The 20,956-nt window shown below is 68.8% G+C and carries 21 protein-coding genes and 1 pseudogene; 16 read left to right on the top strand and 6 right to left on the bottom strand.

The window, feature by feature from the left end:
• Positions 1-12 precede the first annotated feature (12 nt).
• Entirely contained in the window at positions 13-1,389 is a 1,377-nt protein-coding gene (locus ACIHFB_RS27120; protein ID WP_400128168.1) for a lysine N(6)-hydroxylase/L-ornithine N(5)-oxygenase family protein, read from the bottom strand.
• A 155-nt stretch (positions 1,390-1,544) separates the two neighbouring features.
• Positions 1,545-2,993, bottom strand: a complete 1,449-nt coding sequence (gene tcuA / locus ACIHFB_RS27115) for an FAD-dependent tricarballylate dehydrogenase TcuA (protein ID WP_400128167.1) — start codon at positions 2,991-2,993, stop codon at positions 1,545-1,547.
• Positions 2,994-3,252: 259 nt separating this feature from the next.
• On the opposite strand from tcuA, the gene ACIHFB_RS27110 reads away from it, so the two are divergent.
• From ACIHFB_RS27110 to ACIHFB_RS27045, 14 genes and pseudogenes are all read left to right on the top strand, one after another.
• Positions 3,253-3,411: a hypothetical protein gene (locus tag ACIHFB_RS27110; RefSeq protein ID WP_365282861.1), complete on the top strand. Its 159-nt coding sequence runs from the start codon at positions 3,253-3,255 to the stop codon at positions 3,409-3,411.
• A 260-nt stretch (positions 3,412-3,671) separates the two neighbouring features.
• Complete coding sequence (gene dapB / locus ACIHFB_RS27105; protein WP_365282862.1) at positions 3,672-4,418, top strand: 4-hydroxy-tetrahydrodipicolinate reductase; 747 nt, start codon at positions 3,672-3,674, stop codon at positions 4,416-4,418.
• A 376-nt stretch (positions 4,419-4,794) separates the two neighbouring features.
• Positions 4,795-5,013 (top strand): annotated as a pseudogene (locus tag ACIHFB_RS27100) (site-specific integrase); the annotation flags it as partial.
• A 176-nt stretch (positions 5,014-5,189) separates the two neighbouring features.
• Positions 5,190-6,806, top strand: coding sequence for an MFS transporter (locus tag ACIHFB_RS27095; protein WP_400128285.1), 1,617 nt, complete (start codon positions 5,190-5,192; stop codon positions 6,804-6,806).
• Positions 6,807-6,822: 16 nt separating this feature from the next.
• Complete coding sequence (locus ACIHFB_RS27090; protein WP_365282863.1) at positions 6,823-7,335, top strand: hypothetical protein; 513 nt, start codon at positions 6,823-6,825, stop codon at positions 7,333-7,335.
• 125 nt (positions 7,336-7,460) lie between these two features.
• The gene (locus ACIHFB_RS27085; RefSeq protein ID WP_365282864.1) at positions 7,461-7,664 is read left to right on the top strand and encodes a hypothetical protein; all 204 of its coding nucleotides are present in this window, start codon (positions 7,461-7,463) and stop codon (positions 7,662-7,664) included.
• 147 nt (positions 7,665-7,811) lie between these two features.
• The gene (locus ACIHFB_RS27080) at positions 7,812-8,471 is read left to right on the top strand and encodes a DUF308 domain-containing protein (RefSeq protein WP_365282865.1); all 660 of its coding nucleotides are present in this window, start codon (positions 7,812-7,814) and stop codon (positions 8,469-8,471) included.
• 211 nt (positions 8,472-8,682) lie between these two features.
• Positions 8,683-9,135 (top strand): SHOCT domain-containing protein, encoded by a 453-nt coding sequence (locus ACIHFB_RS27075; RefSeq protein ID WP_365282866.1) that lies wholly within the window; start codon positions 8,683-8,685, stop codon positions 9,133-9,135.
• A gap of 33 nt (positions 9,136-9,168) precedes the next feature.
• A complete protein-coding gene (locus tag ACIHFB_RS27070) occupies positions 9,169-9,597 on the top strand; it encodes a hypothetical protein (RefSeq protein ID WP_365282867.1) in 429 nt (142 codons plus the stop codon).
• A gap of 105 nt (positions 9,598-9,702) precedes the next feature.
• Entirely contained in the window at positions 9,703-11,502 is a 1,800-nt protein-coding gene (locus ACIHFB_RS27065; RefSeq protein WP_400128166.1) for a serine/threonine-protein kinase, read from the top strand.
• Positions 11,503-11,760: 258 nt separating this feature from the next.
• The gene (locus tag ACIHFB_RS27060) at positions 11,761-13,188 is read left to right on the top strand and encodes an alkaline phosphatase family protein (RefSeq protein ID WP_365282869.1); all 1,428 of its coding nucleotides are present in this window, start codon (positions 11,761-11,763) and stop codon (positions 13,186-13,188) included.
• 136 nt (positions 13,189-13,324) lie between these two features.
• Positions 13,325-13,684: an ArsR/SmtB family transcription factor gene (locus tag ACIHFB_RS27055; RefSeq protein WP_400128165.1), complete on the top strand. Its 360-nt coding sequence runs from the start codon at positions 13,325-13,327 to the stop codon at positions 13,682-13,684.
• A complete protein-coding gene (locus ACIHFB_RS27050) occupies positions 13,677-14,309 on the top strand; it encodes an SRPBCC family protein (RefSeq protein WP_400128164.1) in 633 nt (210 codons plus the stop codon). The genes ACIHFB_RS27055 and ACIHFB_RS27050 overlap by 8 nt, the downstream gene beginning before the upstream one ends.
• 163 nt (positions 14,310-14,472) lie before the next feature.
• Entirely contained in the window at positions 14,473-15,834 is a 1,362-nt protein-coding gene (locus ACIHFB_RS27045) for an endo-1,4-beta-xylanase (RefSeq protein WP_365282871.1), read from the top strand.
• Positions 15,835-15,910: 76 nt separating this feature from the next.
• On the opposite strand, the gene ACIHFB_RS27040 is transcribed toward ACIHFB_RS27045, so the two are convergent.
• From ACIHFB_RS27040 to ACIHFB_RS27025, 4 genes are all read right to left on the bottom strand, one after another.
• On the bottom strand, positions 15,911-16,375 hold the full coding sequence (locus ACIHFB_RS27040; protein ID WP_400128163.1) for an N-acetyltransferase: 465 nt from the start codon (positions 16,373-16,375) through the stop codon (positions 15,911-15,913).
• Between the two features lie 79 nt (positions 16,376-16,454).
• On the bottom strand, positions 16,455-16,955 hold the full coding sequence (locus ACIHFB_RS27035; RefSeq protein WP_400128162.1) for a universal stress protein: 501 nt from the start codon (positions 16,953-16,955) through the stop codon (positions 16,455-16,457).
• A 4-nt stretch (positions 16,956-16,959) separates the two neighbouring features.
• Positions 16,960-18,183, bottom strand: coding sequence for an SLC13 family permease (locus ACIHFB_RS27030; RefSeq protein WP_400128283.1), 1,224 nt, complete (start codon positions 18,181-18,183; stop codon positions 16,960-16,962).
• A gap of 146 nt (positions 18,184-18,329) precedes the next feature.
• A complete protein-coding gene (locus tag ACIHFB_RS27025) occupies positions 18,330-18,950 on the bottom strand; it encodes a lipoprotein (protein WP_400128161.1) in 621 nt (206 codons plus the stop codon).
• Between the two features lie 162 nt (positions 18,951-19,112).
• Between ACIHFB_RS27025 and ACIHFB_RS27020 the strand changes: the two genes are divergently transcribed.
• Positions 19,113-19,691 carry a WHG domain-containing protein gene (locus ACIHFB_RS27020; protein ID WP_365282875.1) on the top strand — a complete coding sequence of 193 codons (579 nt, stop codon included), beginning with the start codon at positions 19,113-19,115 and terminating at the stop codon, positions 19,689-19,691.
• 16 nt (positions 19,692-19,707) lie between these two features.
• Positions 19,708-20,892 (top strand): GDSL-type esterase/lipase family protein, encoded by a 1,185-nt coding sequence (locus tag ACIHFB_RS27015; RefSeq protein WP_400128160.1) that lies wholly within the window; start codon positions 19,708-19,710, stop codon positions 20,890-20,892.
• The last annotated feature ends 64 nt before the right edge of the window (positions 20,893-20,956 follow it).

Here is a 20,956-nt window from a genome sequence, read left to right as displayed (position 1 = left end):
TCCTCGTTGTTCCTATCGGGGGTCGGTCCGGATCACAGCAGGCAATCGTTGCTGGGTGGCGGGGTGATCGGGCTGCTCGCCGGTGATCGCACGCAGAATGTCGGCGGCGCGGATCGCGACGTTGGACAGCAGGGACGAGGTCAACCCGTGACTGTGCAGGACCCCGCCGTTGAGGAAGATCCGTTCGGGAACGCCGCGCAGACGCAGCCGGTAGTCACGCTCGACGATCGGGAGATCCCCCTCGAACGAGGACGACCCGTCAATGCTCGGCCCAAGCATGCTGCGGGTGTCCGCGGGACGGAACCCGGTGGCGAAGATGGCAGCGTCGACCTCGAGCGTGGTGCTGCCCCGGTTTCCCAGGTCACGGATCGTCACTGTGACCCCGTCGGAGCCCTCGCTCAGCCGCTCGATCCCGGTGACCCGGTGCACGATCAGCCGACGCACACCACGCGTGCTTTCGTCGTACTCACGTTGGTAGAGATCCTTGATGAGGTCGGCATCGACGGCGGAATAGTTGGTCTGCCAGTGATAGTCCAGCAGTTGCTGCTTGAGCTCCGGCGGTGCTGTGTAGAACTCGTCAACCGCCTCCGGATCGAAGATGCGGTTGGCGTAGGGCGTGTCATCGGACGGGGTATAGCCGTACCGGCGGAAGGACGCGTGTACTTCGGCATCGGGATACGAATCGTGCAGGTACGCAGCGACCTCCGCCGCACTTTGCCCGGACCCTACGACAAGGAATCGGCCGTGCGGCCGCGAGGGCAACTCGGCGAGCCTGTTCAGCAACTGATGGTTGTGGAACACCCTGGCTCCCGGCACGATCCCCTCCGGCAGCACGGGCCGGATACCGGAGCCGATCACCACATGACGTGCCGCGACCCTCGTCACCTCCGAGCCGTCGACCCCGGACTCGAGCGTGACCTCGAACCTCCCGCCACTCCAGTCGATGCAGGTCGCCCTCGTACCGTAGGAGACCGGAAGGTCGATCCGGCTCGCGGCCCAGCTCAGGTAACCGTGGAACTCACGTCTCGTCGGGAAGAACGTCTTGAGATTGATGAAGTCGGAAACCCGCCCCTGCTCATGCAGATAGTTCAGGAACGTGAACGGACTGGTCGGGGTCCGCATCGAGACCAGATCTTTCAGGAAACTGATCTGCATGGTCGCGCCCGGCAACAACATCCCGTCATGCCACCCGAACCGCCGCCGGACATCGACAAACCTCGCCGTCAGTCGCCGGCCCGCACGACGACGATCATTGAGTTCCTCAATCGCGATCGCCAGGCTCAGATTTGACGGCCCGAAACCGATACCAAGAATGTCGACCTCGCCGCCGGCACGATCTCCCGATCCGAGACGACGGTCACCGCCCTTGACCAACTCATCCTTCGTCATCCGGCAATGGCCCCTTTTGCCACAGGTCGCGAACGAACGGCGCAAGGAACGGCCATCCCTCATCGAAGGCCAACCGTAGCACCCATAACTTAGGTAAACCTAACTTTGGTCCGTGTGCGCCGCAAGCCACCGCGACACCCGTCCTGGGCAGCGGCTCAGGCGAGCGAGCCGGCACGTCGCCCGATCACCATTCCCGCGGTCAGGCCGGCACCTGTCGGGTAGTTCGCGCTGAAGAGCCCGCCGAGCGTTTCACCGCATGCGAAGAGTCCGGGGATGGGCTCACCCGACCGATCGAGCACCCGGCCATCAACGTCACCGCGAAGGCCACCGAAGGTGAAACTGATTCCACAAGTCACCGGATACGCGTAGTACGGAGGCGCCTCGACCGCCGATGCCCAATTGCTCTTGACGGGCTCCACCGCCGCGCTGCGGCCATCCTTGATCGTCGGATCGAGCGGACGGCTGGTGTCGATCGATGAGTTGAACTCCCGAACCGTCTGCACGAATCCGTCGACATCGACATCCATGGCCGCGGCAAGCTCTTCGACGCTGTTGGCGACAACCGGGACGATCCCTGGCATCTCGTACTCGTACGCCGCCAGCATCGGGCGCGACTTCGCATCGAATACCTGAAACGCCACCGAACCCGGCTGTTCGAGGATCACCTTGCCGTACTTCGCGTACGTATAGTTGCGAAAGTCCGCGCCTTCGTCGAGGAACCGTTGACCCCGGCGGTTGACAACGATGCCGAGCGGATAGCCGTACCGGCTGAGCCGGTTCGTCAAGGCACGATTGCTCTCGTTCTCGGGAAATGACGCGTCCCACGGAACGCTGTGGCAAGTCGACCAGTCGCCTCCACGATCTGCGCCTATCTCCAGCGCCGCGCCGATCAGGTCACCGGTGTTGTACGGCGTGCCACGCACCTTCGCGTGCTGCCAGCCGTCTCCCAGGTAGCGCTGACGCCATTGCGCATTCGCCTCGAAACCGCCGCTGGCGATCACCACCGACTCCGCTGGAAGCTCCTGATCACCTATCCGAACGCCAACGACCGAACCACCATCAGTCATCAGCCCCGTGACCGAGCAGCTGTAGTGCACCTCGACTCCGAGTCGTGATGCGACGCGCTCATGGGCCGACATCAGCCCAGGTCCGCCGTCGACGTTGCACACGTGCGATCCACCCCAGAACGCGAAGGTCCCGTCGGGACGTTCGTGAGCCTGCCGCTCGTACATCAGTTGGAATCGCAGCCCCAATGCATGCAGCCAGCGGACAGCGTCACGCGAGCCTTCGACGACGGCCTCGGCGAGTTCCTTGTCACCCCGCCCTCCGGTGACCCGCTCCAGATCGGCCAGGAACTCCGCCGCCGGATACGGCGGGACCTCAGTACGCGCGTGACGCTCATCGGGCTCGAGGACCTCGAGCAGGTCGCCGAGCCCGTCGTGCACCATCCGGGTCGAACCCAGGGTGTAGTAGCTGTTCCCACCGGCATGCGCCCGCGGCGCCTTCTCCAGCAGCACTACGCGTCGCCCACGCTCGGCCGCCGCGTGAGCCGCGCAGTAACCGGCGTTTCCTCCGCCCACCACGACAACCTCCGGATCGCGCATGTCCGCCTCCCCACCGACAGTCACATTCCTTCGGCAACCAAGCTGCCTCGTCAATCCAGCTGAATTGCCGCCGATGTCCCGACCGGCCGGCATCGACCATGGCCAGGCCGAGCGGCGGCACTATCCGTGTGAGCCGCGGCCGGTCCTTGGTCCGCCACTCAGCCTGCAGCAACATAGCTTAGCCTTACCTAAATTGAAGGTTCGTGTGTTCTGGACCACTGTCACTGATGTACTGATGTGACGAGTCGGGCGAGGGAGCGTGCGCGGTAGCTCGACGGCAGGGTTGAAGGTGATCAACCGCGCCTCGCCGTACATCGCGTCGTTGAGTGCCTTGCGCGCCGTGGCCGCGATCCGGTACATCGACGCGACACCGACCGGGCGGCGATACCTCACCAACGCCTGCTCCTCCGGGCTTTGAGTGAGGCTGTCGAACCCGAACTCAGTTGCGATCGCTTCCGACGAGTCCTTCGCCGGCGAACCCCGCGGAACCGGGTTCCACCCGGGGCTGCTGGCAGGGGTGCTGACCCGGCCCACCGCGAGGCCGTTCGGTGGTGCCGAAACCGACCACCAGACGATGTCGGAGCTCACATCCGCAGCCAGCCAGTGCGCGTCAACTCGCTTAGCTTCTTGGCTTGATGGCACTGGAGCCGGGAGGTCAACATAGGTTAGGCTAACCATATGACTCGAGTTGCTGTGTTGGGGGCCCGCGGGCGGATGGGCGTGGCGTCGGTCCGCGCAATTGAGGCCAGCTCCGACTTGACCGTGGTTGCCGAGATCGACATTGATGACGACGTGCAGGACATCGTCGACCACAACGCTGATGTCGTGCTCGTGTTCTCGCCACCGGACGTTGCCCACGAGCAAGTCCAGTGGTGCATCAAGCAAGGGCTTCACGTCGTGGTGGGGACATCCGGCTTCGACGAGCGGTCTGTGGAGCAGATCCGCGCCGCGCTGGTCGACCATGGTGACGTCAGCGTGTTCGTCGTTCCGAACTTCTCGGTCGGTGCGGTGCTGATGACCAAGTTCGCCACAAAGGCCGCCCCGTTCTTCGAGTCTGTCGAGATCATCGAGATGCACCATCCTGACAAGGTGGACGCGCCATCGGGAACGGCGCTGCACACGGCCGAACTGATCGGTCGCGCTCGCGCCGAAGCGGGTTGCGCCCCATCACCCGATGCCACCTACCTCGACCCACATGGCGTGCGGGGCGGGCGGATCGAGGGAGTCTCCGTACACTCGGTCCGAGTCCGTGGGTTCATGTCATCGCAAGAGGTGCTGTTCGGCGTCGACGGCGAAATTCTGAGGCTGCGATACGACTCCGTAACACGCGAGTCCCTCATGCCCGGAGTGCTCACCGCGCTACGCGCCGTCCCAAATCTCACCGGAGTGACGGTCGGACTCGACGCCGTACTGGGCCTGGGTTGAAACGAAGCAACGACAGGGCAACGTATGGACCTTGCACCTGGTCCTGGCGCTGATCGGCGCCGGATACCGGGTGGCGACCTTCGATCTTTCTCCGCCTGACGATCAACGACCTGGTCGACGATGTCGCGAAACTGATAGCGCACCTCAGTGGACCCGCGCACGTGGTCGGAACGTCACTGGGCGCACGCGTCGTTACAGGAGCTGGCGCTGAGTCGCCCGGAACTCGTGCGGCGAGGAGGGGTGATGGCGGCGCACGGGCGCCTCGACGAGGTGAACGGGCGCCTGACCGCCGGCGAGCGATAACTGTTCGATACGTCCGTGGCGTTGCCGGCTGAGTACACGGCCGCAATCGACGCGATCTTGAAGCTGTTCCCCGCGACCTTGGCAGTGGCAGGCGGCACCATGGGACGGGTTTCACGTGCTGAGGCAGACCTACGCCTCGATCATGCTCGAGGCAGGTGAGTCTGTGGTGACGCCGGCGCAATGGCTCGGGCACTCTTCGCCCACTGTCACGCTTGGTTACTACGCCCACTTCATGCCGGAGGCCGGGAGCAAGGGACGCACCGTCATTGACGGACTGCTGCGGTTGCCATGACCTGGTCACGGTTCCGCCGGCCCGTGGACATGGCCACGCGGTAGCAGGCTCGCCCGTGGCGGGTGATGCGCCGGACGGGCCTCTGAGCTGCGATGGAGTTGGCAGTCGGTCGGTGGCGGTTGCTGCCGGACGCCACCTCTTCCGGCGTCCCGGGCCGACTCGGCGAGGTGGACGAGGTGAAGCACTGGCGGGCATTGATCGTCCTGGGTACCGCCCAGTTCCTGATGGTCCTGGACACATCCGTCATGAACGTCTCCATCAGCCAACTGGTCGAGGACTTCGACACCGAGGTCACCGCCATCCAGGCCGTCATCACGCTGTACGCGCTGGTCATGGCGGCGTTCATGGTCATCGGCGGCCGACTCGGAGACATCTACGGACGACGTCGCCTGTTCCTCCTGGGACTCGTCGTCTACGGCACCGGATCGGCCCTGACCGCCGTGGCGCCCACCCTGTGGGTGCTCGGGCTGGGCTGGTCGGTCATCGAAGGACTCGGTGCCGCGCTGGTGCTGCCCGCCATGGCCGCCCTCGTCGCCGAGTCCTACCGCGGCAGGGACCGGGCCGTGGCCTACGGCGTCATCGGCGGACTGGCCGGCGCAGGGATCGCGGTCGGGCCGCTGCTGGGCGGCTGGGTGACGACGTATCTCACCTGGCGGCTGGTCTTCGCCGGCGAGGTCGTGGTCGTCGCGGTCATGCTGTGCTTCCACCGGGTGATCACGGAAGCGCCCCGCACCGGTCCGCGTCCCCGGCTCGACGGGGTCGGCGCCGCGCTCTCGGCGGGCGGGCTGGCGCTGGGCGTGCTCGGGGTGCTGCAGAGCGGCTCCTGGGGATGGGTGCAGCCCCGCAACCCGCCCTTCACCGTGCTGGGTTTCGCGCCGACGTTGTTCGTCATCGGGGCCGGAGTCGCCCTGCTCGCCGTCTTCGCCCACTGGGAGCGACGTCGTGAAGCGCACGGCAGCGAACCCCTGGTGCATCTGCCGCTGCTCCACAAGCCCGTGCTGCGGGCCGGCCTGATGTCCTTGCTGAGCCAGAACCTCATCCTGCTGGGACTGTTCTTCACCATCCCGCTCTATCTCCAGGTGGTTCAGGGATTCGACGCCTTCGAGACCGGTCTGCGGCTGCTGCCGGTGTCCGCCACCATGCTCGCGACCTCCCTGATCGCCGCCCGGCTGGGGCGGATGGCGGGACCGCGCCGGGTGGTCCGGCTGGCCCTGCTGACCCTCGCCGCGGCCATCGTGTGGCTGCTGGCCACCATCGACCCGGTCATCGACGATGCGCAGTTCGCCGGAGCGATGGCCCTGCTCGGTGTGGGCATGGGGCTGCTCGCCTCGCAGCTGGGCAACGTCGTTCAGTCCAGCGTCGGCGAGAAGGAGCGCAGCGAGGTCGGCGGACTGCAGTTCACGGCTCAGCAGTTGGGCTCCGCGCTGGGCACCGCGCTCATCGGATCGCTGCTCATCGGCGCGCTGGCCCACGCCTTCACCACGCAGGTGGAGGCCGACCCGAGCCTGTCGGAGGAGGCCCGGCAGCAGACCGGCGTCGCCCTCGAAGCCGGCGTCACCTTCGTCCCCACCGAACAGGTGCGCTCGGCGGCCGAACGCGCCGGGCTGCCCCCGGCCGAGGTCGACGCCGTTGCCGACTCCTACGCTTCGGCGCAACTCGACGGTCTCAAAGCGGCGATCCTCGCCACCGGTGGCATCACGCTCGCGAGTTTCCTCGTCACACGGCACCTCCCGGCCCGGCCCAGGCAACCGGAGACGGCCGTGCCGGCCGCCGCGACGGGCCCGCCCGACTGACGCTTGGGAGACCGTGATGTCCAGGACCGGGCAGACCACGCGGAGCAGCGCCGAGCGCCGGGCTCACGCCGACTACACCGGCGGGGTCTACGGCTCGATGCTCGCCGCCTCCGTGATCGTGGGGGCCGGAGCCCTGGGTCGCTTCCCCCGCCTCGAACTGGTGCTGCTGCTGTTGCTCACCGGGGTGGCGTTCTGGATCGCGCATGTGCACGCCCAGCTCTTCGGTACGCGTCTGGCACAGCAGCGGCTGGACCGCCGCACCGTGCTGCACGTGTGCCGTGAGGAGTGGCCGATCGTCAACGCCGCAGTCCCGCCCGCCGTCGCCGTGGCCATCAGCCCGGTGCTGGGTCTCGACGTTCAGGGTGCGCTCTGGCTGGCGCTCTCGGTGGCCGTGGCCGGGCAGGTGGGCTGGTCGGTGGCCGCGGCACGGAGGGCGGCTGCCTCGCGGCGGCTCATGGCCATCACCGCCGCGGTGAATCTACTGCTCGGTCTGCTGATCATCTCGTTCAAGATCTACCTGACGCACTGACGTGGATCGGCCGCGACGGCGACACTTCACCTGCACCGGGTGAGGGCGGGAGACCTGCCGAGGCGGACGATCGCAGGTGAAGACGGACTCCGCCCGCCCCAGGCCTCCCAACGGGAGGGCAGCTCATGCGCTATGAGATCCGTGTCGAAGGACATGTGTCGGAGACGCTGGCCAAGGCCTTTCCGGAGCTGGACCATGTCGTGATCTCCGGCCACACCGTCCTGTTCGGCCCCGTCGTCGACGAGGCGCAGCTGTACGGCCTACTGGCCCGCTGCCAGTCGCTGGGGCTACGAGTCCTCGAGATGCGCCAGCTGCCCGAGTCACCCTGACCGGCTCGCCACGCGGGCTGGGTGTCCGGATCACCCGCCGGGGGTGACCCGGCGACAGGCCCAGGGCGGGAATCTGGCCCGGTGAGGCTCCCGGACCGCCCCGTCGGCGATCCGGGAGCGGTCAGCCCGACCATGCGAGGAGGAGCCATGACCGAGTCGCGTGGCCCGACACCGCGCACCGAACCGGAGTTCAAGCCGGCCGGGGCGGCCCCCGGAGCGATGGGTGACCCCGCGGAAGCGCTCGCGGCGCTCGGACGCTCATGGACGTGGATCCTCGCCTCGGCGATCGCCACGCTCGTACCGGGCATCCTGATCCTGGTCTGGCCCGACGAGACCCTGCATGTGCTGGCGGTCCTGATCGGGCTGTATCTGCTCGTGATGGCGGCGTTCCGGTTCGTCGAGGCGTTCGGCCGTGAGGAGACGAGTGAACGGGTGACCCGGCTGCTGCTCGCCCTGCTGTTCGTGCTGGCCGGGGTGTTGTGCCTGCGGAACCCGCTCCAGACCATCGCCGCGCTCTCCCTGATCGTCGGTACCGTCTGGCTGGTGTCGGGCATCCTCACCCTGCACACCGCGATCGCCGCCAAGGACCTGCCCCACCGCGGCTTCGTCGTCGGCGTCGCCGTGATCGGCATCGTCGCGGGGATCGTGGTGCTGGCCCTGCCGTCCGAGTCGGCCCGGGCACTGACCCGGCTGCTCGGCCTGTGGCTCGTCCTGCTCGGCCTGGCCGAAGCGGCGGTCGCCCTCGCATGGCGGGCCGCACTCCGCCGCGCGGGCGTCACGGGGCAGGGCGACTCGGCCGGGCGCTGAGCGGCACCGCGCCTGCGCCCCTGCTCCGGAACCGGCTGACGAGGCCGGTGGCGGTGTTCGTCCCCGTCCTGGACCGGGCCCGGCGGCGGCCGAACCGAGATCCCGTCACCATCGCACGCTCACCCGCCCCGGGTGAGGCCCCCCGCCCCTTGCCGTGGGCACGCTGAAAACCGAACGGCTTCCGGGCGATCGCCCTGGACGGAGGAGAGACATGAGCGCGCAGACGTACCTCGCGTACGACTATCCGCTGTTGAGCGCCTTCTGGACCATCTTCGTGGTCTTCCTGTGGATCCTGTGGTTCGTCCTGCTCTTCCGGGTCATCGTCGACATCTTCCGTGACGACGACCTGAGCGGCGGGGCCAAGGCCGGTTGGCTGGTGTTCTGCATCGTCCTGCCCTTCCTCGGAGTCTTCGTCTACGTCGTGGCCCGCGGGAAGAACATGGGCCACCGCGAGGCGGCGCAGGCGCGCGCGCAGCAGGAGGCGTTCGACAGCTACATCCGGGAGACCGCCGGCGGTGGCGGGCAACGCCCCACCAGCGCGGACGAACTCGCCAAGCTGTCCGAGATCCGTGCCCGCGGTGACATCACGGACGAGGAGTTCAACCGGGCGAAGGAACTGGTTCTGAGCGGCCACGGACCCTCGTCACCCACCTCCGGCCGCTGAGCGCGCCGGACCACACCGAATCGAGGCAGCAGGATGACCGCCACACAGCCCGCACGTACGCGGACGACCGGCCAGGCATGGGCCGGCGGCCTGACAATGTTTGCGGCCGTCATGCTCATGATCGGGGGCATACTCGACGTCCTGCGAGGCATCGCGGCGATCGCCGAGGACGACGTCTTCGTCACGACCCAGAACTACGTCTTCGAGTTCGACCTCACCAGCTGGGGCTGGATCCATCTGGCCCTCGGCGCGGTCGCCGTGGTCGTCAGCATGGGACTGTTCCAGATGGCGACCTGGGCGCGCGTAAGCGGCGTGGCCATCGCCGCCCTGCTCATCATCGCCAACTTCCTCTCCCTGCCGTACTACCCGGTCTGGTCGGTCGTGATGATCGCGATCTCCGGCTTCATCATCTGGGCCCTGTGCGTCTCGCGTGACAACGAGTCCGCCGAGTCGGCCACTTGACCGAGCGGTGCCGGCAGCGGCAGCACGGGGGACACCGTCTGGTCTAGAGTGCGTCGGGTGGACGCGTTGACAACTGAAGATCCGGCACGCATAGGCCCGTACCGCATGCTCGCGCGTCTTGGCGCCGGCGGTATGGGCCGCGTGTATCTTGCGCGCTCGGAGGGCGGGCGTACCGTCGCCGTGAAGGTGGTCAGGGCCGAGTTCGCGCAACACCCGGAATTCCGGCGAAGATTCGCGCTGGAGGTGACCGCCGCGCGGCGCGTCGGCGGGAGTTGGACGGCGTCCGTCCTGGACGCGGACACCGACGCGGCGACTCCCTGGGTGGCCACCGGCTACGTACCGGGTCCGGATCTGCACAGCGTGGTCGCCAAGGAACACGGTCCACTGCCCGAGTACTCGGTGCGGGCCCTCGCGAACGGTCTCGCCCACGCCCTGCACACCATTCATGGCGCCGCACTCGTCCATCGCGATCTGAAGCCCTCGAACATCCTGCTCACCATCGACGGGCCGCGCGTCATCGACTTCGGTATCGCCAGAGCCCTCGACATGGTGGCCGACGGGGTGCGGACCCATACCGGAGCCGTCATCGGCTCACCGGGGTTCATGTCCCCCGAGCAGGTGCGCGGGCATCGACTCACGCCCGCCTCCGACGTGTTCTGCGTCGGCACCGTCCTCGCCTACGCCGCGACCGGCCACATGCCGTTCGGCACCGAGGACAGCGGTGTGCACGCCGTCATGTTCCGGATCGCCGAAGAAGAGCCCGATCTGACCGGCGTCCCGCCCGGGATTCTCGAACTCGTACGGGGCTGTCTGGCCAAGGATCCGACCGAACGGCCCACCGTGGACCACCTGTTGGCGTGGACCGCCGACGCCGATATCGAGAACGGTCACCCCTGGCTGCCCGGTCCGCTGCTCGCCGCGCTCGGGCGCCACGCGGCCCAACTCCTCGACGCGGACGCCCCCGCACACGAGCCGCGCCCTGTGGCGGTACGCATCGCACCGCCACAGCCACCGGCCCCTACCTCGGGTGCGAGCCAGGGCCCGACCCGCCGGCCTCGCCGCCGCTCCCGCTCAGCGTGGATCGCCGCGGCGACCGGCGTCGCCGTCACGGCCGCCACCGCCGTCGTGCTCACCCAACTCCCCGACGGGAACACGGGCGACGATCAGCAGGCCGACGCCGGATCGACCTCCGGCGCCCGGGGCGGCAGCGCCTCCCCAGGCCAGAAGCCGGCGAAGTTCGGCGGCGCCTGGGCCGGGCTCGTGCAGCGCACGGACAGCTCGATCTCCGACGAGCACGAGTATCTGCGCGTCGATGTCGACGGGGCCGCCGCGCGCGGTGAGAAGGCCGCCGAATTCCTGTACCTGAGCAAGGACACGTACTGCAAGGTCGAGTCGAGACTGGGGTCGAAGCAGGGGAACACGATGACGCTCGCCTCCTTCGACGTGGTGAAGGCGGTTCCCGCCACGGCCGCCCGGGGCGCGTGCGACCTGAGCCGGTCCGGTGGCCTCAAGTCCTCGGCGGGCAGGCTCACTTGGGCGATGGGGGACATGACGGTCGAGCTGAAGCCCATGGCGCGGCCCAGCGGCAGGCCGGTCCCCGACAAGTTCCTCGGCACCTGGAGGTCCGAGATCCAGGGCACGCTGACCATCAAGCAGGGTGCGGTGGGCACGAAGGTCGGTACGTACACCGGGTGGTCGATCGACTGGCGTTGCAACGGGACCTCGGAGCTGGTGTCGGCCACGAAGAGCGTCGTGACGCTGAGTCCACTGGAACTCGACGCTTCCACCCCGAAGAACATCGGCTGCCCACGCGGCGTACCTCAGACCATCACCTGGAAGTCGAAGAACCAACTGGAGCTGCGCTACCCGGAGAGCATCGCGGTGCGTCTCACCCGCGTCGGGTGAGACGCGTTTCGGTCCTGCGCGCTGATCGCCCTCACTTCATGGCGCGGCCATCCACACCCCAAGGCGGGGCAACGCCCCGGCAACGAGCCAATATTGCAGGTCACGGCTTGGCCAACCCCTTCCCGCACGTTGGCGACAAGTTCATCACCCGCCCCTGATGCCCGGCGCCGACCCGGGCGAAGAGTGTTCGGCGGCCCGTCTCCCCACCCGGGCCGACCGTCACTCGTAGCGCTTCCGGCGCTCAAGTAAGGGGCAATCATGGCTGAGTTGACCCGCCGTAGACTTCTGGGTTCCGCCGCCGGCGCGCTGGGCGGCGCCGCGGCCCTCTCCCTCCTCCCGCCGAGCCTGCAGAAGGCCGTGGCCGCTGAACCGCCCAAGCACAGCTCGCTGCGCGACATCGAGCATGTCGTCCTGCTGATGCAGGAGAACCGGTCCTTCGACCACTACTTCGGCACCCTGTCGGGCGTCCGCGGCTTCGCCGACCCGCACGCGCTCAAGCTCGACGACGGACGTTCCGTCTTCTACCAGCCGGACGCCGAGAACCCGAAGGGCTACCTTCTGCCCTTCCACCTGGACACCCGTACGTCCAGTGCGCAGGCCATCCCGTCCACGAGTCACGCCTGGTCGGTACAGCACGAGGCGTGGAACGGCGGCAAGATGGACCGGTGGCTGCCGGCCCACCGAAAGGCCGACGGCGTCAACGGCCCGTACGTCATGGGCTATTACACGCGCGAGGACATCCCGTTCCAGTTCGCGCTCGCGGAGACCTTCACCATCTGCGACCACTACTTCTGCTCGGTGTTCGGCCCGACCTGGCCGAACCGCCTGTACTGGATGACCGGCACGATCGACCCCGCCGGCACGCAGGGCGGTCCGATCCTGAGCAACGTGGCGCCGACGCCGTACCGCTGGACGACATACGCCGAGCGTCTTCAGGCGGCCGGGATCAGCTGGAAGGTGTACCAGCAGGACGACGACTACGGCTGCAACATGCTGGAGCAGTTCGCGACGTTCAAGAACGCGCAGCCGGGCTCCGACCTGTACGAGCGGGGTGTACGTCCGCAGCCGGAAGGCACGTTCGAGGACGACGCCCGCAACGACCGCCTCCCGGCCGTCTCCTGGATCATGCCGACGAGCTACCAGTCCGAGCACCCGGACTATCTGCCCGCCGCGGGCGCCGACTTCGTCGCCTCCAAGCTTGAGGCGATCGCGTCCAACCCGAAGGTGTGGCGCAAGACCGCGTTCATCCTCAACTACGACGAGAACGACGGCCTGTTCGACCATGTGGCCCCGCCGACCCCGCCCGCGGGCACGCCGGACGAGTTCGTCCAGGGGCTGCCGATCGGCGGCGGGTTCCGTGTCCCGGCCATCGTCATCTCACCCTGGACGGTGGGCGGTTGGGTGGCGTCGGAGAGGTTCGACCACACCTCCGCGCTCCAGTTCCTGGAGCGCTTCACGGGAGTGGAGGAGGCGAACGTCAGCGACTGGCGGCGCGCCACCTTCGGTGACTTCACCTCGGCGTTCCGCTTCTCGGACGCCCGTCCCCGGTCGCCCCGGCTGCCCGACGACACCGCCGAGCAGCTGGAGAAGGCGAAGGAAGAGGTGGCGACCCTGCCGAAGCCGACGCTGCCCGGAGCCGACCAGACCTTCCCGCACCAGGAGCGGGGGCGTCGGCCGCACGTGTGAGAAGGGCCGGCCGGACGTCCGACTACCGGGACCGTGGGACTCGCCGCGGTCCCGGCCTCCATGTGATCCTCGCCCTCTGAGACCTGCTCTATTTAAGCCTTGCCTTATATAAGTCGGCGATGGCATAGTCGGCTCCGTGCACGCCTTCGATGTCCTTGGAGATCCGGTCAGGCGCCGGATATTGGAGCTACTCGCATCCGGTGAGCAGGCGTCGGGTGAGATCAGTGCCGTGATCCGGGACGAGTTCGGGATCTCCCAGCCGGCCGTCTCGCAGCATCTGAGGGTGCTGAGGGAGAGCGGCTTCACCTCCGTACGAGCGGAAGGCACCCGGCGGCTGTACGCCGTCGACGCCGCGCCGCTGCGCGAGGTGGACGCCTGGCTGGACCGCTTCCGGGGGTTCTGGGAACAGCGGCTCGACGCGCTCGGGACGGAGCTTGCGCGGGGTAGGCGCGAGCGCAGGCTGAGAGAGGGAAAGGAGGTGAGCCGGGATGGGTGACTTCGTCGACGAGATCAACCGCATGCACCGCGAGGTCGGCCTCCGTCAGGTCGAGACCGGAGAAGCGAGGACGATGCTGCTGCGCCGGACGTACGACGCCGACATCGCCGACGTGTGGGACGCGGTGACGTCACCGGAGCGGATCAGCCGCTGGTTCCTGCCGGTCAGCGGCGAGTTCGAGCTCGGCGGGCGTTACCAGTTGGAGGGCAACGCCGGCGGCGAGATCCTCGAATGCGCCGAGCCGACGCGGCTGCGGGTGAGCTGGCTGTACGGGCCCGACCCCGGTTTCAGCGAGGTCGAGGTGCGGCTCACGGCGGACGGAGAGGACCGCACGGTCCTGGAGCTGGAGCATGTGGCCGTGGTGCCGGACGAGTTCTGGGGACAGTTCGGTCCCGGTGCGGCCGGGGTCGGCTGGGACCTGGGGCTCGTCGGGCTGGCCGTGCATCTCGCGGGCGGCGAGCTGAGCAGCGAGGGGACCGAGGCATGGGAGGCAACGCCCGAGGGCAAGGAGTGCGCGACACGCTCGGGTGAGGCATGGGGCGCCGCGTATGCCGCTTCGGGTGCGGACCCGGAGGTCGTGGCCGCCACGACGACGGCGACGATCGCGGCCTACACGGGATCGTAGGAGCCGCACCGCTCATCGAAACATTCGACCCAAAGGGCCACTTCAGCCAACTCTCCTAGCCTCTCGCGACATCCGTTGACGCCGTGCGGGACCGCCCCTATGGTCTCCCGCGACATTCGGAAATCGTTCCGAAATTTTCGGAATCGCTAGGGAAGGGGAACAGATGGCTACCCGCACGTCCATCGCTCAGCCCCCCGTGCGCTCCCGTGCCCGCGGGGCGCTGGTCCTCGGCATGGCGAGCCTGCTCGCCGCAGCCGGGATCTCGGCCCTGTCGGGCACCGCCGAGGCGGCCAGTACGCTCGGCGCCGCGGCCGCGGAGAAGGGCCGCTACTTCGGCGCCGCTGTCGCCGCGAACCACCTCGGCGAAGCCGACTACGCCGCCACGCTCAACACCGAGTTCAACTCGGTGACACCCGAGAACGAGATGAAGTGGGACGCCGTCGAGCGCACCCGCAACACGTTCACGTACGGCGCGGCGGATCAGATCGTCGGCCACGCCCAGAGCCGTGGCATGAAGGTCCGCGGCCACACCCTGGTCTGGCACTCCCAACTGCCCAGCTGGGTGGGCGCGTTGGCTGCGGCGGACCTGAGAACGGCCATGAACAACCACATCACCCAGGTCATGGGCCACTGGAAAGGAAAGATCCACTCCTGGGACGTCGTCAACGAGGCCTTCCAGGACGGCTCCAGCGGTGCCCGGCGCAGCTCGCCCTTCCAGGACAAGCTCGGCAACGGCTTCATCGAGGAGGCGTTCCGCACCGCCCGCGCCGCGGACCCGGCCGCAAAGCTCTGCTACAACGACTACAACACCGACGGCGTCAACGCGAAGAGCAATGCCGTCTACAACCTGGTCAGGGACTTCAAGGCACGGGGCGTCCCGATCGACTGCGTGGGCTTCCAGTCCCACTTCAACAGCGCGTCCCCCGTCCCGTCCGACTACCAGGCCAACCTCCAGCGCTTCGCCGACCTGGGCGTCGACGTGCAGATCACCGAACTGGACATCGAGGGCTCGGGCACGGCCCAGGCGAACAGCTACAGCAACGTCGTACGCGCCTGTCTGGCCGTCTCGCGCTGCACCGGCATCACCGTCTGGGGCGTCACCGACAAGTACTCGTGGCGCGCCGGCGGAACGCCGCTGCTCTTCGACGGCAACTACGCGAAGAAGCCCGCCTACACGGCCGTACTGACCGTCCTCGGTGGCACAGGCTCCGGCGGTACGGCCGCCTGCACCGTGTCGTACAGCAAGGCGGAGGAGTGGAGCGACCGCTTCAACGGCAAGGTCACCGTCACCGCGGGGAGTTCGGCGATCAGCACCTGGACCACCACCGTGACCGTGACGTCCCCTCAGAAGATCTCCGCGACCTGGAACGGCACCCCCACCTGGGACAGCAGCGGCAACGTCATGACGATGAAGCCCAACGGCAACGGCACCCTCGCCGCCGGAGCGTCCACGAGCTTCGGATTCACCGTCATGAACAACGGCAACACCGCGGCCCCCACGGTCGGTTCCTGCACGGCGTCCTGACAGCCATGCCCGGCGCGGCGGCGGACCGGGTCACCGCGCCGGGTGGTCGGACGGTGAGACATGGGCAGGCCCACGGTCAGCGAGGCGCGTACGCCACATGCTCGAAGGGCCACTCGCGGGCCAGCCAGTCGCTGACGACGCGGTAGAGCTCGGCATCGAGGGAGGCGTGGTCCGCTCGGACCCAGGAGCGGACGTCCGTCACGCCGGGCTCCTGGCGTGAGCCGTACACGTAGACACAGCCGATGACGTCATCCCCGGGGACGGACAGGACGGTGTAGGTGAAGCCGATGCGCCGGTCGAAGTCCTCCGCGTGCTTGCGCAGGTCGTCGAGATTGGCCTCCAGGGTCATGCCCTCCGGCGGCGGCCAGGAGCGGCCGGCGAACCCGGGGGTGGCCCGGATGTGGACGATGCTGGAGGTCCAGGCGGCGTGGTCGGCGATGTTGTGCTGAGGACCGAGGGGTTCCAGACGGAAGCGGTCGGTGGCGGGCGGTTGCGGTACGGCGAAATCGGCGGGCACGAGGCGCTGATCAGGTGAGGTCACCGCGGGAGGCTACCCCGGGGCCCTTCCCATGGGCACCTGACTGTCGCGTGTCGCCGAGCAGCTCGGCGGTCGAGGTCGTTCACCCGTGATGCGGAGGACGAGGCGGACGCGGCGGCATGGTGGTCAGGCCGGGGGCCGGCTCGGGCCAGACCAACAGCACGGGGCAGGGCGCGTGGTCGACGACGAAGCGGCTGGCGGGGCCGATGCTGTGCGGGCCCAGGTGGGTGCGGTCGCCGTCACGGGCAAGGATCAGCAGGTCGGCGCCCTCGGCCGCGGCGACGACCTCGCGCTCGACGCGGCCGATGCGCTCGGTGCGTTGGCAGGGGCGGCCCAGCCGATCGGCGGCTGCCCGCAGAAGCTGCTGGGCCGAGGCGGCGGCCAGGTTCTCCATGCGTGTGCCCGGGTCGAGTTCGGGGTGACCGCGACCGAGCAGCCCGGCGAAGGCGCCGTGCGCCGCGCCCGGCACATCGTGGGTGGTGACGTGCAGCAGGACGATGTCGGCGTCCGCGGTGGCGTGGGTGCGGGCGGCGTCCACGCAGGCGGGCCAGGTGGCTTCGACGATCCAGACGACCACCGACATGGGATCAGCCTCCTCCGAACGCGGCCAGTGACGCCCACAGTGCCAGCACCGCGGCGCACAGGCTCGCCGGTACCGCGTACAGGCCGAGCCGGGTGAACTCCCCGAGCCCCACCTCCGCGTCGTGAGCGTGGACGATACGCCGCCACAGCAGGGTGGCCAACGAGCCGGCGTAGGTGAGATTGGGTCCGATGTTCACCCCGAGCAGCACAGCGAGAACGGCGCCGGGGCCGGACGCGGAGGTCAACGGCAGCAGCACCAGCACCGCCGGCAGATTGTTGATCACGTTGGCCAGTACGGCGGCCAGCGCGGCGATGCCGAGCAGGGCCGCAAGTCCGGTGCCGTGGGGGATGAGATGCCCCAGAGCCGTGTCGAGCCCGTTGTCCACCACCGCACGGACCACGATCCCCAGCGCCAGTACGAAGGCCAGGAACGGCAGCGAGACGGAACGCAGCAGCGCCTGCGGGGTGGTTCGGCGCCGGAACAGTGCCCGGACGGCGAGGGCCGCCGCGCCGGCGAGGGCCGCCCAGGCCGGATCGATGCCGACGGCAGAGGTCAGCACGAACCCGGCCAGCGTGCACACCACGGTCACCAGGGCGAACAGCGGCAGTTCGGGAGCGTCGGCGGTGGGCGGGGCCTGCGCCCCGGCATCCAGGTCGGTGGCGAAGAAGCGCCGGAAGACCACGTACTCGACGGCGATCGCAGCCAGCCACGGCAGCGCCATCAGCGCGGCGAAGCGGGTGAAGCTCAGCCCGCTGGCCGCGAATGCCAGCAGGTTGGTCAGGTTGGACACCGGCAGGAGCAGGGAGGCCGTGTTCGAGAGATGCGTACAGGCATACACATGCGGCTTGGGGCGGGCGCCGAGCCTGGCCGCCGTGGCGAACACCACCGGGGTGAGCAGCACCACCGTGGCATCCAGGCTCAGTACGGCGGTGATCGCCGAAGCGGCCAGGAACACCTGCATCAGCAGTCGGCGTGGCCGCCCCGCCGCCGTACGCGCCATCCAGGCCCCGCAGGCCTGGAACAGCCCCTCGTCGTCACAGAGTTGAGCCAGGACCAGCACGGCCGCCAGGAAGCCGATCACCGGCCCGAGCCGTTCCGCTTCGGCCAGCGCATCGCCCGGTGAGATCGCCCCGGCGGCAACCACCAGCACCGCGGCCGGAACCGCGACCACGGCTTCCGGCCAGCCGAAGGGACGGACGACGGCACAGACCAGCACGAGCACGAGCATGGCCGCGGACAGCGTCTCCGCGAGCGAGGCGTTCAGGTTCGGGTCCTTCCGTGCAGCGGCGGACAGGCCGCCGGTGGATCTCCCCGAACGGTACTTCGCCGACGTAAATCCGCCCCTCACCGGAGCAGGTGCCAGCGCCGCGGTGCTCAGTTGCCGCGCAGGGTCCGCTTGGCGAGCTCGTACGCAGGGCGCATCTCCTCGTGCTCCTCGGTGTCGAGCCCGCCCAGATGCAGGACGACCGGACCGTCGGGGGTGACGACTGCGAAGGCGCGTTCCTGCTTGGTCTCGTCGAGCATCTCGCTGGTGTAGAGGTACTCCACCTCCACGCCGTCGAGGTCGCCCGTCGTGAACGTCCGGTACGCCTCCTTGCTCGCACCGCTCTCGGCCGCGACGAACGCCTCCAGCACAGCGCGCGCCTCGTCCTTGCCCGGATCGCCGGTCCAGACCCGGATGAAGCCGATGTTGCCCGCGGGCTTGGCGTCGACCTCGCATACGAGGGCGACCGGGCCCTGGCGGAGGAGCGCGTCGGCGACGTCCTCGGCCGATCCGCCGTCCACGGCCTCGGCCGTCCAGTCCTCGGCGATGTCGAAGGTGACGGGGAGCTCGCAGGCCGAACCGGCGGCACCAAGGGTGCCCCCGCTCGCCGAAGCGGTCGTTTCCGTGTCCTTCTCCTCTGCCGGCGCGGCCTCCGAGCACCCCGTCAGCAGCGCCGCCAACAGCGCCACATGCACCGCCCCAAGCCCTGCATTCCCCACCCTGACCTGCATCGCAGCCCCTCCCCAGTGACCCAGGCGGGCCACTGTATCCGAGCCGCGCGTGCGCACCCGCTCCGGATGGAGGCGTCGTCGCCTCAACCGCGGGAGCCTATGCGATTTGCCTAAAGCTATTAGGCAGATGCATGATGACTTTCGGTAGGAAGGAGGGAAGTTATGGCACGCGTAGGGCTGACCCCGGATCGTCTGGTCCGGGCAGGGGCGGAACTCGCCGACGAGGTCGGCTTCGATCAGGTGACCGTCTCGGAGCTCGCCAGACGCTTCGACGTCAAGGTCGCGAGTCTGTACTCGCATGTGAAGAGCTCCCAGGACCTCAAGACCCGGATCGCCCTGTTCGCGCTGGAGGAACTGGCCGACCTGTCCGCCGACGCGGTGGCGGGGCGGGCCGGCAAGGACGCGCTGACCGCCTTCGCGAACGTCTACCGCGACTACGCCCACGAGCACCCCGGCCGGGCGGCCGCCGCCCGGATGACACTCGACCCCGAGACGGCAGCCGCCAGCGCAGGGGTCCGGCACGCCCGGATGACGCGGGCGATCCTGCGCGGCTACGACCTGGCGGAACCCGAGCAGACCCACGCCGTGCGGCTGCTGGGCAGCGTCTTCCACGGCTACGCCAGCCTGGAGGTGGCGGGCGGATTCAGCCACAGCGCCCCCGACAGCGAGGAGACCTGGACGCGAGTCCTGGACGCCCTTGACGCCCTGCTGCGCAACTGGCCCGACCGGCCCACCCCTTGATCGACAGGCTGAGGACATGAACACCGAGCACGACTGGATCACCACGCCCGTCACCGCCGAGCTGCTGCGCGGCGCCCTTGACGTGGAGCGCACCGAACACGGGGTGCTGCCGCACCGGCTGCCCGCGTGGGCGCGTGCCCAGAACACCGACGCCCAGCTGGCCATGGCCGAGTCCCAGCCCTCCGGCGTGCGGCTGGCCTTCCGCACCCGCGCCACCGCCGTCGAGCTGGACACCCTGCCCACCAAGCGGGCCTACGTGGGAGTACCGCCCCGACCTGACGGCGTCTACGACCTGATGGTCGACGGCCGCCCGGCCGGACGGACAAGCGTCAAGGGCGGCAACACGCAGACCATCGACATGGCTGCCGGCACCCTCGAGACACAGGTCGGCGGGCCCGGAACCCTCCGCTTCACCGGTCTGCCCGAGCGCGACAAGGACGTCGAGATCTGGCTGCCGCACAACGAGACCACGGAAGTCCTGGTCCTGCGCACCGACGCCCCCATCGAGCCCGCACGGGACCCGGGCCGCAAGGTGTGGCTCCACCACGGCAGTTCCATCAGCCACGGCTCGGACGCGGCCGGTCCCACCACGACCTGGCCCGCGCTGGCCGCCACCCTCGGCGGCGTGGAGCTGATCAACCTGGGCCTGGCCGGCAGCGCACTGCTCGACCCGTTCACCGCCCGCACACTGCGCGACACCCCGGCCGACCTGATCAGCGTCAAGATCGGCATCAACCTGGTCAACGCCGATCTGATGCGCCTTCGTGCCTTCGGTCCCGCGGTCCACGGCTTCCTCGACACCGTCCGCGAGGGCCACCCCACCGTGCCCCTGCTGGTCGTCTCGCCCATCCTGGCCCCGATCCACGAGGACACGCCCGGTCCCTGTTTCCCCGACTTCAGCGAGATCGGCGAGGGGCGACTGCGGTTCCAAGCCGCGGGCGACCCCGCGGAACGCGCGCAGGGGAAACTGACCCTGGCCGTCATCCGGGACGAACTGGCCCGGATCGTGGAGCAGCGGGCGGCCGACGACCCGAACCTGCACTACCTCGACGGCCGTGCACTCTACGGCGAGGCCGACTACGCCGAACTGCCGCTCCCCGACGAGCTCCACCCGGACGCCGCCACCCACCGCCGTATGGGCGAACGCTTCGCCGAGCGTGTCTTCGCCGACGACGGCCCGTTCTCGAACGGCGGCGCCTGAAACCGGTACGGGGCGGGCCGCTCCGACGTGCCGGGCTGATCGGACCGTCGTGTAATGGCGGTGT

The sequence above is a fragment of the Streptomyces sp. NPDC051963 genome, assembly GCF_044593495.1.
Lineage (GTDB): Bacteria > Actinomycetota > Actinomycetes > Streptomycetales > Streptomycetaceae > Streptomyces.
Note: the sequence above shows the minus strand (reverse complement) of the source record. Positions and strands in the feature narration are given on the sequence as shown.

What these genes read in the sequence shown, in the direction of transcription:
- ACIHFB_RS27120 (WP_400128168.1), bottom strand. Translation starts at nt 1,389, where the DNA reads ATGACGAAGGATGAGTTGGTCAAGGGCGGTGACCGTCGTCTCGGATCG.
- tcuA (WP_400128167.1), bottom strand. Translation starts at nt 2,993, where the DNA reads ATGCGCGATCCGGAGGTTGTCGTGGTGGGCGGAGGAAACGCCGGTTAC.
- dapB (WP_365282862.1), top strand. Translation starts at nt 3,672, where the DNA reads ATGACTCGAGTTGCTGTGTTGGGGGCCCGCGGGCGGATGGGCGTGGCG.
- ACIHFB_RS27090 (WP_365282863.1), top strand. Translation starts at nt 6,823, where the DNA reads ATGTCCAGGACCGGGCAGACCACGCGGAGCAGCGCCGAGCGCCGGGCT.
- ACIHFB_RS27085 (WP_365282864.1), top strand. Translation starts at nt 7,461, where the DNA reads ATGCGCTATGAGATCCGTGTCGAAGGACATGTGTCGGAGACGCTGGCC.
- ACIHFB_RS27080 (WP_365282865.1), top strand. Translation starts at nt 7,812, where the DNA reads ATGACCGAGTCGCGTGGCCCGACACCGCGCACCGAACCGGAGTTCAAG.
- ACIHFB_RS27075 (WP_365282866.1), top strand. Translation starts at nt 8,683, where the DNA reads ATGAGCGCGCAGACGTACCTCGCGTACGACTATCCGCTGTTGAGCGCC.
- ACIHFB_RS27070 (WP_365282867.1), top strand. Translation starts at nt 9,169, where the DNA reads ATGACCGCCACACAGCCCGCACGTACGCGGACGACCGGCCAGGCATGG.
- ACIHFB_RS27065 (WP_400128166.1), top strand. Translation starts at nt 9,703, where the DNA reads ATGCTCGCGCGTCTTGGCGCCGGCGGTATGGGCCGCGTGTATCTTGCG.
- ACIHFB_RS27060 (WP_365282869.1), top strand. Translation starts at nt 11,761, where the DNA reads ATGGCTGAGTTGACCCGCCGTAGACTTCTGGGTTCCGCCGCCGGCGCG.
- ACIHFB_RS27050 (WP_400128164.1), top strand. Translation starts at nt 13,677, where the DNA reads ATGGGTGACTTCGTCGACGAGATCAACCGCATGCACCGCGAGGTCGGC.
- ACIHFB_RS27045 (WP_365282871.1), top strand. Translation starts at nt 14,473, where the DNA reads ATGGCTACCCGCACGTCCATCGCTCAGCCCCCCGTGCGCTCCCGTGCC.
- ACIHFB_RS27035 (WP_400128162.1), bottom strand. Translation starts at nt 16,955, where the DNA reads ATGTCGGTGGTCGTCTGGATCGTCGAAGCCACCTGGCCCGCCTGCGTG.
- ACIHFB_RS27030 (WP_400128283.1), bottom strand. Translation starts at nt 18,183, where the DNA reads ATGCTCGTGCTCGTGCTGGTCTGTGCCGTCGTCCGTCCCTTCGGCTGG.
- ACIHFB_RS27025 (WP_400128161.1), bottom strand. Translation starts at nt 18,950, where the DNA reads ATGCAGGTCAGGGTGGGGAATGCAGGGCTTGGGGCGGTGCATGTGGCG.
- ACIHFB_RS27020 (WP_365282875.1), top strand. Translation starts at nt 19,113, where the DNA reads ATGGCACGCGTAGGGCTGACCCCGGATCGTCTGGTCCGGGCAGGGGCG.
- ACIHFB_RS27015 (WP_400128160.1), top strand. Translation starts at nt 19,708, where the DNA reads ATGAACACCGAGCACGACTGGATCACCACGCCCGTCACCGCCGAGCTG.